This is a genomic window from Pseudomonas sp. PS1(2021), from assembly GCF_020405165.1.
GTDB classification, from domain to species: domain Bacteria; phylum Pseudomonadota; class Gammaproteobacteria; order Pseudomonadales; family Pseudomonadaceae; genus Pseudomonas; species Pseudomonas aeruginosa.
In genome coordinates this window covers 4,955,996-4,968,903 of the sequence record NZ_CP084484.1, presented here as the reverse complement: position 1 = coordinate 4,968,903, position 12,908 = coordinate 4,955,996, and the positions used below count along the sequence as shown (strand labels likewise).

Sequence of the window (12,908 nt, the reverse complement as noted above, 5' to 3'; positions counted from 1 at the left end):
CTGGGGTTCCGGCCCGCTCAGCACGTGCCTTGCCAACTGCCTGTCCAATCCGAACGGAGTCTCGACGATGAACAAGAACAAGACGTTCCTCGCGGCGGCGCTGGTAGCGCTGGCCGCCAGCCTTCCCGTGCACGCTGCGACCGACTACACCCGCACGCGCTATCCCATCGTGCTGTCCCACGGTCTGTTCGGCTTCAAGAGCGTCGGCCCGGTGAACTACTGGCACGCTATCGTGCCGGCCCTGGAGAAGGACGGCGCGAAGGTCTTCGCCACCTCGCAGTCGCCGGTGAACAGCAACGAGGTGCGCGGCGAACAGCTACTGGCGCAGGTGGAGGAAGTCCTGGCCCTGACCGGCGCGGAGAAAGTCAACCTGATCGGCCACAGCCAGGGCGGCATGACCGTGCGCTACGTCGCCGGGGTGGCGCCGCAACTGGTGGCCTCGGTCACCACCATGGGCACGCCGCACAAGGGCACGCCGGTAGCCGACGCGGTGACCGGCTTCAGCGAGTTCCTCGGGCCGATCGGCACCGAGGTGATCGCCTCGGCGGTGGAGGCGCTGTTCTCGGTGGTCGACATCGTCGACGGCGGCGAGTGGGTCAAGGGCGACGCGCTGGCTGCCCTGAACAGTCTCAACACTCCCGGCACCGCGCGGTTCAACCAGCGCTTCCCGCAGGCGATCCCGGCCAGCGCCTGTGGCCAGGGCGCGGAGACGGTAGCCGGGGTGCGCTACTACTCGATGAGCGGCACCGGCTCCCTGACCAATGCGCTCGACCCGAGCTCCGCCGGCCTGGCGGTGACCGGGCTGCTGTTCGGCGAGGCCAACGACGGTCTGGTCGGCCAATGCTCCAGCCACCTGGGCAGCGTGGTGAAGGACAACTACCGGATGGACCATCTGGACGAAGTCAACCAGTTGCTCGGCCTGGTCAGCCTGTTCGAGAGCGACCCGACCCAGGTCTATCGGCAGCATGCCAATCGCCTCAGGAATGTCGGACTCTGATCCGCTCGCCGGGTCGCCGCAGCCCTAGGCGACCCGGCATTAGTCTTTGGTCTAATGGCACCTGGATATCACCTCCTGTTCGCGCGCCTCGCGGCGTTCGGACCTGTCCCGATTCCGCGCACCTTGCTGGACAAGGTTTGCGCCGCCGTGTAATGACTCCGGTCAAGGCAGAAAAACCCAGCGTTCGTGTAGGGTTCGCTGCCCCGTAGCCATGCCCGGCTGGCGTACCTCGCCAGGCTGGCTATCTTTTAACCAGAGACATCCGGCCATGTCCCGGGTGTCCTTTGCCTGATGCAGGAGATGCACGATGGATATGAACCGTCGGCAATTCTTCAAGGTCTGCGGTATAGGCCTTGGAGGATCGAGCCTTGCGGCGCTCGGGATGGCCCCCACGGAGGCCTTCGCCGACCAGGTCCGCCACTTCAAGCTGGCGCACACGGTCGAGACCCGCAACACCTGTACCTACTGTTCGGTCGGTTGCGGCCTGATCATGTACAGCCAGGGCGACGGCGCCAAGAACGTCGCGCAGAACATCATCCATATCGAGGGCGACGCCGACCATCCGGTCAACCGCGGCACCCTCTGCCCGAAAGGCGCCGGCCTGCTGGACTACATCCACAGCCCGAACCGCCTGAAGTATCCGGAAGTGCGCGAGGCCGGCTCCAGCGAGTGGAAGCGCATCGAGTGGGACGAAGCCCTCGAGCGCATCGCCAAGCTGATGAAGGAAGACCGCGACGCCAACTTCGTCGAGAAGAACGAGCAGGGCCAGACCGTCAACCGCTGGTTGACCACCGGCTTCCTCGCCGCGTCCGCCTCGTCCAACGAAGCCGGCTACATCACCCACAAGGTGGTGCGTTCCCTCGGCATTCTGGGATTCGACAACCAAGCGCGTGTCTGACACGGCCCGACGGTGGCAAGTCTTGCCCCGACGTTTGGCCGTGGAGCCATGACCAACCACTGGACCGACATCAAGAATGCCGATCTGGTGCTGATCATGGGCGGCAACGCCGCCGAAGCCCACCCATGCGGATTCAAATGGGTCACCGAAGCCAAGGCGCACAACAAGGCGCGGCTGCTGGTGGTCGATCCGCGTTTCACCCGTTCCGCCTCGGTCGCCGACTACTACGCGCCGATCCGGACCGGCACCGACATCGCCTTCCTCGGCGGCCTGATCAACTATCTGCTGGAAAACGACAAGATCCAGCACGAATACGTGCGCAACTACACCGATGTCTCGTTCATCGTGAAGGAAGGCTTCAGCTTCGAGGACGGCCTGTTCAACGGCTACGACGCCGAGAAGCGGACCTACCCGGACAAGTCCTCCTGGGGCTACGAGATCGGTGAGGACGGCTATGCCAAGGTCGACCCGACCCTGACCCACCCGCGCTGCGTGTTCAACCTGCTCAAGCAGCACTACAGCCGCTACACCCCGGACGTGGTGAGCAACATCTGCGGTACGCCGAAGGACATGATGCTCAAGGTCTGGGCGGAAATCGCCGAGACCTCCAAGCCGGGCAAGGTCATGACCATCATGTACGCCCTGGGCTGGACCCAGCACTCGGTAGGCGCGCAGATGATCCGCACCGGCGCGATGGTCCAGCTGCTGCTGGGCAACATCGGCATGCCCGGCGGCGGCATGAACGCCCTGCGCGGCCACTCCAACATCCAGGGCCTGACCGACCTCGGCCTGCTGTCCAACTCGCTGCCGGGCTACCTGACCCTGGCGATGGACGCCGAGCAGGACTACGACGCCTACATCGCCAAGCGCACGGCCAAGCCGCTGCGCCCGGGACAGCTGTCCTACTGGCAGAACTACGGCAAGTTCCACGTCAGCCTGATGAAGGCCTGGTTCGGCAAGTCGGCGACCAAGGAAAACAACTGGTGCTACGACTGGCTGCCCAAGCTCGACATGCCGGGCGCCGGCTACGACGTGCTGCGCTACTTCGACATGATGTACCAGGGCAAGGTCAACGGTTACTTCTGCCAGGGCTTCAACCCCATCGCCTCGTTCCCCAACAAGGCCAAAGTCGGCGCCGCGCTGGCGCGCCTGAAGTGGATGGTGGTGATGGACCCGCTGGTGACCGAGACCTCGGAGTTCTGGCGCAACGTCGGCGAGTACAACGACGTCGACACCGCCAGCATCAAGACCACGGTGTTCCGCCTGCCCACCTCCTGCTTCGCCGAGGAAGACGGCTCGATCGTCAACAGCGGCCGCTGGTTGCAGTGGCACTGGAAGGGCGCCGAGCCGCCGGGCCAGGCGCGTCCGGACATCGCCATCATGGCCGGGCTGTTCCACCGCCTGCGCGAGATGTACCGCAAGGACGGCGGGGCCTTCCCCGACCCGATCCTCGGCCTCGACTGGTCCTACCTCAAGCCCGACGAACCGGGCCCGGACGAACTGGCCCGGGAGTTCAACGGCAAGGCCCTGAGCGACCTGGTCGACCCGGCCAACGGCATGATCCTGGCCAAGGCCGGCGAGCAGTTGCCGGGCTTTGCCCTGCTGCGCGACGACGGCAGCACGGCGAGCGGCTGCTGGATCTTCGCCGGCTCCTGGACCCAGCAGGGCAACCAGATGGGGCGCCGCGACAACAGCGACCCCTACGGCATGGGCCAGACCCTCGGCTGGGCCTGGGCCTGGCCGGCGAACCGGCGGATTCTCTACAACCGCGCCTCGGCCGACGTCAGCGGCAAGCCGTGGGACCCGGAGAAGAAGCGCCTGGTGTGGTGGAACGGCAAGTCCTGGGGCGGCACCGACGTGCCCGACTACAAGGCCGACGTACCGCCGGAAGCCGGGATGAACCCGTTCATCATGAACCCCGAAGGGGTGGCCCGCCTGTTCGCCGTCGACAAGATGGCCGAAGGCCCGTTCCCCGAGCACTACGAGCCGTTCGAGACGCCGATCGGGGTGAACCCCTTGCACCGCGACAACCGCAAGGCGATCAGCAACCCGGCGGCACGGGTGTTCAAGAACGACATGGAACTGTTCGGCACGGCCGACGAGTTCCCCTACGCGGCGACCACCTACCGGCTCACCGAGCACTTCCACTACTGGACCAAGCACTGCCGGCTGAATGCGATCACCCAGCCCGAGCAGTTCGTCGAGATCGGCGAGGCGCTGGCCAAGGAGCTGGGCATCAATGCCGGCGACAAGGTCAGGGTCTCCTCCAACCGCGGCTACATCAAGGCGGTGGCGGTGGTGACCAAGCGCATCCGCCCGCTGCAGGTGGACGGCAAGACCGTGCACCACGTCGGCATCCCGATCCACTGGGGCTTCGCCGGCATGGCGCGCAACGGCTTCCTGGCCAACACCCTGACCCCCTTCGTGGGCGACGGGAATACCCAGACGCCGGAGTTCAAGTCGTTCCTGGTCAACGTGGAAAAGGCGTGAGGTGAAACATGAGTAGTCAGGACATCCACGCCCGCTCCGCGACCACCACGCCGATGCCCTCGGTGCGGAACCAGGAGGAAGTGGCGAAACTGATCGACGTGTCCAAGTGCATCGGTTGCAAGGCCTGCCAGGTCGCCTGCTCGGAATGGAACGAGCTGCGCGACGAGGTCGGCCACAACCACGGCACCTACGACAACCCCATGGACCTGACGGCCGATTCGTGGACGGTGATGCGTTTCACCGAGCACGAGAACGAGGCCGGCAACCTCGAGTGGCTGATCCGCAAGGATGGCTGCATGCACTGCGCCGAGCCGGGCTGCCTGAAGGCCTGCCCGAGCCCGGGAGCGATCGTGAAGTACGCCAACGGCATCGTCGACTTCAACCAGGACAAGTGCATCGGTTGCGGCTACTGCATCACCGGTTGCCCGTTCGACATCCCACGGATCTCGCAGAAGGACCACAAGGCCTACAAGTGCAGCCTGTGTTCCGACCGCGTCTCGGTGGGCATGGAGCCGGCCTGCGTGAAGACCTGCCCGACCGGCGCCATCGTCTTCGGCAGCAAGGAGGACATGAAGGAACACGCCGCCGAACGCATCGTCGACCTGAAGAGCCGCGGTTACGAGAACGCCGGCCTGTACGACCCCGAAGGGGTGGGCGGCACCCACGTGATGTACGTGCTGCACCACGCCGACAAGCCGTCGCTCTATGCCGGCCTGGCCGACCAGCCGAGCGTCAGCCCGCTGGTCAGCCTGTGGAAGGGCGTGACCAAGCCGCTGGCGCTGCTGGCCATGGGCGCCACGGTGCTCGCCGGGTTCTTCCACTATGTGCGCGTCGGTCCCAACCGCGCGGACGACGAGGAAGACCACGGGCAAGCCGAGGCACCGGTGCACCAGGTCGATCCGTCGGTACACACCTTTGACCCGCACGAGCGTCGTTGAGCCTGCGCGCGGGCGTTGCCGCCGGTCCTCCGCGACCCGGCGGCAGCGGCGGCGCTCTCGAGGAGTCGGAAATGAAAAATGAAATCCAGCGCTACAACGCCAACGAGCGCAGCAACCACTGGGCCGTGGCGATCCTGTTCTTCATGGCCGGGTTGTCCGGGCTGGCGCTGTTCCACCCGGCGCTGTTCTGGCTGACCAACCTGTTCGGCGGCGGTCCCTGGACGCGTATCCTGCACCCCTTCCTGGGGCTGGCGATGTTCGTCTTCTTCCTCGGCCTGGTGGTGCGCTTCGCCCACCACAACCGGGTGCAGAAGAGCGATATCCAGTGGCTCAAGCAGTGGCGCGACGTGGTCAGCAACCGCGAGGAGAACCTCCCGGAAGTCGGCCGCTACAACGCCGGGCAGAAGCTGTTGTTCTGGGTGCTGCTGCTGAGCATGCTGACCCTGCTGGTCACCGGCATCGTGATCTGGCGCCAGTACTTCAGTGCCTGGTTCGGCATCGAGGCGATCCGCCTGTCGGCGCTCCTGCACGCCTTCGCCGCCTTCGTCCTGATCGCCAGCATCATCGTGCACATCTACGCCGGCATCTGGGTCAAGGGCTCGATGGGCGCGATGCTCTACGGCAAGGTCAGCCGCGCCTGGGCGCGCAAGCACCATAACGGCTGGCTGAAGGAAGTCGGCAAGGGCGAGGAGCACTGACGCGTATAGTGTCGCCATCGCCCGACCGGAGGCCCCAGCGATGGGGCCTTTGCATTCATTCCGCGCCCCTCCGGGCGCCCGATCGTTGCGGCGCGGCCCACCGGCCCGCCGGCGCAGACCCGAGGAGTTCCCGTGTCACGCACCATTCTTCAGCCGGGGCAGATCGAAGCCGCCGCCAACATTCCCCCGCACCTGCACCAGCCGTCGCGCGACCTGTTCGCCCGCCGCGGCGAGCGCCTGCTGCAACTGGCCGAGGGGCACCCGATGGGCGACTACCTGCGGCTGGTCGCCGGTCTCTGCCGGCTCCAGCAGGCGCTGCTGGACAACCCGCCGGCGCTGGCCCCGCTTGACCCCGAGCGCCTGCGCAAGAGCCGCGAGCACGGCATGCCGCCGCTGGCCTACGACCTGCTGGTGCGCGAAGGCGCCTGGCTGCCCTGGCTGGATGCCCTGCTCGCCGGCTACCCGGCGCCGGCCAACGCCGCCGTCGGCGCGGCACTCGAACAATTGCGCGAAGCCGACGAAGGCCAGCGCAAGGCCTGGGCCATCGCCCTGCTCAGCGGTCAGTTCGACCTCCTGCCGGCGGCCCTGGTGCCGTTCCTCGGCGCCGCCCTGCAAGTAGCCTGGAGCCATTGGCTGCTGGGACTGGAGGAGGGCGCGGTGGTCGAGACCGAGAGCCGGACCTTGTGCCCCGCCTGCGGCTCGCCGCCGATGGCCGGGATGATCCGCCAGGGCGGCAAGGAAACCGGCCTGCGCTACCTGAGCTGCTCGCTGTGCGCCTGCGAATGGCACTACGTGCGAATCAAGTGCAGCCACTGCGAGGAAAGCAAGCACCTGGCCTACCTGTCCCTGGAGCATGACGGGCAGCCGGCGGAAAAAGCCGTGCTGCGCGCCGAGACCTGCCCCAGTTGCCAGGGCTACCTGAAGCAGTTCTACCTTGAGTTCGACCGCCACGCCGATGCCCTTGCCGACGACCTGGCCAGCCTGGCGCTGGACATGCGCCTGGCCGAGGACGGCTACCTGCGGCGTTCGCCGAACCTGTTGCTGGCCCCCGGCGGCGAATAGCCGAAGACGCTGCGGGCATGCGCCGACGCGTCTATGATGGGCGTGTCGGTGACCCTACCCTGTGGATAAGGTTTCTCCATGAGTTCCGTTCGCTTGCCTTCGGTCGACCGCCTGCTGCGCAGCGCGGCGGCCGCTCCCCTGCACCAGCGCTATGGCCGCGAGGCGTTGCTGGCGACCCTCCGCGACCTGCTCGACGAACTGCGCGAGCCGGCCCGACACGGTGCCCTCGCCGAGATCGAACTGAGCGAGGCGGTGCTCGCCGGGCGCGCCGGCGAACGCCTCGCCGCGCAGCATGCCAGCCGCGTGCGGCGGGTGTTCAACCTGACCGGCACGGTGTTGCATACCAACCTCGGCCGCGCCCTGCTGCCGGACGAAGCCATCGAGGCGATCACCCTGGCCGCGCGCTACCCGCTGAACCTGGAGTTCGACCTGGCCAGCGGCAAGCGCGGCGACCGCGACGACCTGATCGCCGGGCTGATCCGCGAACTCACCGGCGCCGAGGCGGTCACCGTGGTCAACAACAACGCGGCGGCGGTGCTGCTGGCGCTGAACAGCCTGGGGGCGCGCAAGGAAGGGATCATCTCGCGCGGCGAGCTGATCGAGATCGGCGGCGCCTTCCGCATTCCCGACATCATGGCCCGCGCCGGCGTGCGCTTGCACGAGGTGGGCACCACCAACCGCACCCACGCCAAGGACTACGAAGCCGCCATCGGCCCGCGCAGCGGCCTGCTGATGCGCGTGCACACCAGCAACTACAGCGTCCAGGGCTTCACCGCCAGCGTGCCCACCGCGCAACTGGCGGCCATCGCCCATGGCCACGGCCTGCCGCTGCTGGAAGACCTCGGCAGCGGCACCCTGGTGGACCTGACCCGCTGGGGCTTGCCCAAGGAACCGACGGTGCAGGAAGCCCTGGCCGACGGCGCCGACATCGTTACCTTCAGCGGCGACAAATTGCTCGGCGGGCCCCAGGCCGGGCTGATCCTCGGCAACCGCGAACTGATCGGGCGGATCAAGAAGAACCCGCTCAAGCGCGCCCTGCGCGTCGACAAGCTGACCCTCGCCGCCCTCGAGGCGGTGCTCGGCCTGTACCGCGATCCGGACCGCCTCGCCGAACGCCTGACCACCCTGCGCCTGCTCAGCCGCCCGGCGGCGGAGATCCGCGCCCAGGCCGAGCGTCTGGCGCCGGCGCTGGGCGAGGCGCTCGGCGAGGGCTGGGAGGTCGCTGTGGTCGACGCCCTGGGCATGATCGGCAGCGGCGCGCAGCCGGTGGCGCGGCTGGCCAGCGCCGCGCTGTGCCTGCGTCCGCGGCAGCCCAGGCGCCTGCGCGGACGCGCCCTGCGCAACCTCGAGGAAGCCCTGCGCGGGCTGCCGCTGCCGGTGATCGGTCGGCTCGACGACGACGCCCTCTGGCTCGATCTGCGCCAGCTCGACGACGAGCCGGCGTTCCTCGCCCAGTTGCCGCGACTGCGGAGCGAGCTGTCGTGATCGTCGGCACCGCCGGGCACATCGACCACGGCAAGACCTCGCTGCTGCGCGCCCTCACCGGCATCGAGGGCGACCGCCGCCCGGCCGAGCGCCAACGCGGGATCACCATCGACCTGGGCTATCTCTACGCCGACCTTGGCGACGGCAGCCCCACCGGCTTCATCGACGTGCCCGGCCACGAGCGCTTCGTCCACAACATGCTGGCCGGCGCCAGCGGCATCGATTGCGTGCTGCTGGTGGTGGCCGCCGACGACGGCTTGATGCCGCAGACCCGCGAGCACCTGGCGATCGTCGAACTGCTCGGTATCCGCCGGGCGCTGGTGGCGCTGACCAAGATCGACCGGGTCGAGCCGCAGCGGGTGCAGCAGGTGCGGACCCAGGTCGAACACCTGCTGGCCTCCGGCCCGCTGGCGCGCTCGCCGATCTTCCCGCTCTCCAGCAGCACCGGGGAGGGCGTCGAGGCGTTGCGCGAAGCACTCGGCGGGCTCGCCGGCGAAGTCCGCGAGCGTAGCCGCGAGGGATACTTCCGCCTGGCGGTGGACCGGGCCTTCAGCGTCGCCGGCAGCGGCATCGTGGTCACCGGTACGGCCTTCTCCGGACAGGTCGCGGTGGGCGACGAACTGCTCCTCGGCAACGCCGGACGGCCGGTGCGGGTGCGCGGCCTGCACGCGCAGAACCGGCCCGCGCAACAGGCCTGGGCCGGCCAGCGCGTGGCCTTGAACATCGCCGGCGAGCGCCTCGCGCTGGAACAGATCCAGCGCGGCGACTGGCTGCTGCAGGCCGCGCTGCACGCGCCGACCACGCGGGTCGACATCGACTTCCGCCTGTTGCCCGACGAACTCCGCGACTTCACCCACTGGACCCCGGTGCACCTGCACCTGGGCACCCAGGACGTCACCGGGCGCCTGGCCCTGCTCGAAGGCGAACAACTGGAGCCTGGCCACCGCGCCTTCGCCCAACTGGTGCTGAACGCGCCGATCCAGGCCCTGCATGGCGACCGCCTGGTGCTGCGCGACCAGTCGGCGCAGCGCACCCTTGGCGGCGGGCGGGTGCTCGACGGCGCCGCGCCGGCGCGCAACCGACGAACGCCGGCACGTCTGGCACAGCTTCAGGCGCTGCGCCAGGAAAGCCTGGAGGAGGCGCTGCCGACCTTGCTCGGCGCGGCCGAGAACGGCCTCGACCCGCAACGCCTGGTGCAATCCTTCAACCGCCCGCGCGAGCACTGGCGGCTGCCGGAAGAGGTGGTCGAGGTGCAGACCCGCCTCGGCCCCCGGTTGTTCGCCGGGGAGCGCTGGTTCGCCCTGGTCGAGCAACTGCTCGCCGGCCTGCGGCGCTTCCACGAAGAGCTACCGGACGAACTCGGTCCCGACCGCGACCGCCTGCGTCGCTACGCCCTGCCGCAGCTGGAGCGGCCGGTGTTCATCGCCCTGCTCGACGCCGCCCTGGCCGGCGGCGATGTGCACAGCAGCGGGCCCTGGCTGCACCTGCCCGGCCACGAAGTGCGCCTGAGCGATAGCGAGGAGCAACTGCGCGCGCGCCTCTGGCCGCTGCTCGAAGCCGGCCGCTACGACCCGCCCTGGGTCCGCGACCTGGCCCGCGAGCTGCGCCAGGATGAAGCCGTCATGCGCAACCTGCTGCGCAAGCTGGCACGCCTGGGCCAGTTGCAGCAGGTGGTGCGCGACCTGTTCTACCCGGAAGCCACCCTGCGTCAATTGGCCGAGATCGCCGTGCAGGTGCGCGACCCCGCCGGGCTGATCCGCCCGGCGGAATTCCGCGACCGCCTGGGCATCGGCCGCAAGCGCAGCATCCAGATCCTCGAGCACTTCGACCGCATCGGCCTGACCCGCCGCATCGGCAACGACCGTCGCCTGCGCGAGGGCTCGGCGCTGGCCGAACAGTTGCTCGGCGGCGTCTCGCCCTGAGTCTCAGGGGCCGACGCGCTGCCCCTGGCTCAGGCACTCGATGAACAGCGCGAACAGTTCCGACTGCGAGCCGACTTCCAGCTTGGTGTAGAGATTCTTCCGGTGCATGCGCACGGTCTCCGGGGAGATGTCCATCAGCCGCGCGCTGGATTTCGCCGAGTGGCCGCTGAGCAGCAGGTGGCAGGCCTCGCGTTCGCGGTCGGTGAGCACGTCGCGACCGAAGCCGCGCAGCACTTCCTGAAGGCGCGGGGCGAGGTCGGCCTGCGGGTTCGGCGAGAGGTCGGCGCGCCCGGCGCAGAACTGCCGGGCCAGCTCCAGCACCGGCGGCGCCAGGCCGGCGAGGGCGGCGACCTGGGCGTCGCTGTAGCGGCTCGCCGAAAGGCCGTTGTAGAGACAGATCGAGAGCTTCTCGGTAGGGCCGAGGTCGAGGATGTAGTAGACGTCCTCCACCGCTCCGGCGCCGAGGTAGTAGGTCTGGTAGTAGGCGCTCTGGAAGAAGTCGTCGGGGGCGATCTCGCCGAGGGTGTAGAAGCCTTCCGGAAGGCCTTCCTCCACCGCCAGGCAGAAAGGGTCGAGCAGGTAGCCGCGGGAGAAGTAGCGGCGGATGATCGCCTCGCGGAAGCGCTCGGCGATGCCGCGCTCGTAGAGCAGGGTGGGCGCGTGGCCCTTGCGTTCCAGGCTGATCATGCTCGACTCGATCGGCACCAACTGGTGGATGGCGTCGACCAGCGCGGCGAGGAAGTCGGGTTGGCGCAGGCGCCGGATCGCCAGCGCCAGGTGTTCGTGCCAGCGGTCGAGCGCGTTCGGGGCGATGGCCTGCATGGACGGTACGGCTCGTTCTTGTCGTTGTCGCCGCAGGATAGCAAGCCGCGTCGGCCGCACCCAGCGCTTACCCCAAAATGGGGTATGGCCCGCCGCGCGGTGCTCTTGCACCCTCGGAGCATCCATCCGAGAAGAGCGACAGCCCGATGAACGCAAGACTGCACGCCACGTCCCCCCTCGGCGACGCCGACCTGGTCCGTGCCGACCAGGCCCACTACATGCACGGCTACCACGTGTTCGACGACCACCGCGTCAACGGCTCGCTGAACATCGCCGCCGGCGACGGCGCCTATATCTACGACACCGCCGGCAACCGCTACCTCGACGCGGTGGGCGGCATGTGGTGCACCAACATCGGCCTGGGGCGCGAGGAAATGGCTCGCACCGTGGCCGAGCAGACCCGCCTGCTGGCCTATTCCAATCCCTTTTGCGACATGGCCAACCCGCGTGCCATCGAACTCTGCCGCAAGCTCGCCGAGCTGGCCCCCGGCGACCTCGACCACGTGTTCCTCACCACCGGCGGTTCCACCGCCGTGGACACCGCGATCCGCCTCATGCACTACTACCAGAACTGCCGCGGCAAGCGCGCCAAGAAGCACGTCATCACGCGGATCAACGCCTACCACGGCTCGACCTTCCTCGGCATGTCGCTGGGCGGCAAGAGCGCCGACCGGCCGGCCGAGTTCGACTTCCTCGACGAGCGCATCCACCACCTTGCCTGTCCCTACTACTACCGCGCTCCGGAAGGAGTGGGCGAGGCCGAGTTCCTCGATGGCCTGGTGGAGGAGTTCGAACGCAAGATCCTCGAACTGGGCGCCGACCGGGTGGGGGCGTTCATCTCCGAGCCGGTGTTCGGCTCCGGCGGCGTGATCGTCCCGCCCGCGGGCTACCACCGGCGGATGTGGGAGCTGTGCCAGCGCTACGACGTGCTGTACATCTCCGACGAAGTGGTGACCTCCTTCGGCCGCCTCGGCCACTTCTTCGCCAGCCAGGCGGTGTTCGGCGTACAGCCGGACATCATCCTCACCGCCAAGGGCCTCACCTCCGGCTACCAGCCGCTGGGCGCGTGCATCTTCTCCCGGCGCATCTGGGAGGTGATCGCCGAGCCGGACAAGGGCCGCTGCTTCAGCCATGGTTTCACCTACTCCGGCCACCCGGTGGCCTGCGCGGCGGCGCTGAAGAACATCGAGATCATCGAGCGCGAGGGCTTGCTCGCCCACGCCGACGAGGTCGGCCGCTACTTCGAGGAGCGCCTGCAAAGTCTCCGCGACCTGCCCATCGTCGGCGACGTGCGCGGGATGCGCTTCATGGCCTGTGTCGAGTTCGTCGCCGACAAGGCGAGCAAGGCGCTGTTTCCGGAAAGCCTGAACATCGGCGAGTGGGTCCACCTGCGGGCGCAGAAGCGCGGCCTGCTGGTTCGTCCGATCGTCCACCTGAACGTGATGTCGCCGCCGCTGATCCTCACCCGCGAACAGGTCGATACCGTGGTCCGGGTGCTGCGCGAGAGCATCGAGGAAACCGTGGAGGATCTTGTCCGCGCCGGTCACCGGTAAGCGCCGGGGCGCCGCCGGCGCCCCACCCGAACATTCAGGAGAA

General features: G+C 68.3%; 9 protein-coding genes. 8 read left to right on the top strand and 1 reads right to left on the bottom strand.

Translation table 11 applies throughout. From position 1 onward, the window contains the following. Positions 1-67 precede the first annotated feature (67 nt). The 7 genes from lipC to selB all read left to right on the top strand — a co-directional run bounded on the left by lipC (position 68) and on the right by selB (position 10,490). Complete coding sequence (gene lipC, locus LE197_RS23880) at positions 68-997, top strand: lipase LipC (protein ID WP_226033713.1); 930 nt, start codon at positions 68-70, stop codon at positions 995-997. 307 nt (positions 998-1,304) lie between these two features. Beyond that, positions 1,305-4,385 (top strand): formate dehydrogenase-N subunit alpha, encoded by a 3,081-nt coding sequence (fdnG, locus tag LE197_RS23875; RefSeq protein WP_079280284.1) that lies wholly within the window; start codon positions 1,305-1,307, stop codon positions 4,383-4,385. A gap of 8 nt (positions 4,386-4,393) precedes the next feature. Beyond that, entirely contained in the window at positions 4,394-5,323 is a 930-nt protein-coding gene (gene fdxH, locus LE197_RS23870) for a formate dehydrogenase subunit beta (RefSeq protein WP_003106793.1), read from the top strand. Positions 5,324-5,394: 71 nt separating this feature from the next. Further along, positions 5,395-6,021, top strand: coding sequence for a formate dehydrogenase subunit gamma (locus LE197_RS23865; RefSeq protein ID WP_003095316.1), 627 nt, complete (start codon positions 5,395-5,397; stop codon positions 6,019-6,021). A gap of 132 nt (positions 6,022-6,153) precedes the next feature. Continuing rightward, entirely contained in the window at positions 6,154-7,083 is a 930-nt protein-coding gene (gene fdhE, locus LE197_RS23860) for a formate dehydrogenase accessory protein FdhE (protein ID WP_003116089.1), read from the top strand. Between the two features lie 78 nt (positions 7,084-7,161). Next, on the top strand, positions 7,162-8,568 hold the full coding sequence (gene selA, locus LE197_RS23855) for an L-seryl-tRNA(Sec) selenium transferase (RefSeq protein ID WP_003148232.1): 1,407 nt from the start codon (positions 7,162-7,164) through the stop codon (positions 8,566-8,568). Continuing rightward, entirely contained in the window at positions 8,565-10,490 is a 1,926-nt protein-coding gene (gene selB, locus LE197_RS23850; RefSeq protein WP_003102294.1) for a selenocysteine-specific translation elongation factor, read from the top strand. The genes selA and selB overlap by 4 nt, the downstream gene beginning before the upstream one ends. A gap of 3 nt (positions 10,491-10,493) precedes the next feature. Here selB and LE197_RS23845 read toward each other — a convergent pair whose 3' ends face one another. Then, complete coding sequence (locus LE197_RS23845) at positions 10,494-11,177, bottom strand: helix-turn-helix transcriptional regulator (RefSeq protein ID WP_003123516.1); 684 nt, start codon at positions 11,175-11,177, stop codon at positions 10,494-10,496. Between the two features lie 281 nt (positions 11,178-11,458). On the opposite strand from LE197_RS23845, the gene LE197_RS23840 reads away from it, so the two are divergent. After that, on the top strand, positions 11,459-12,865 hold the full coding sequence (locus tag LE197_RS23840) for an aminotransferase (protein ID WP_003111398.1): 1,407 nt from the start codon (positions 11,459-11,461) through the stop codon (positions 12,863-12,865). The last annotated feature ends 43 nt before the right edge of the window (positions 12,866-12,908 follow it).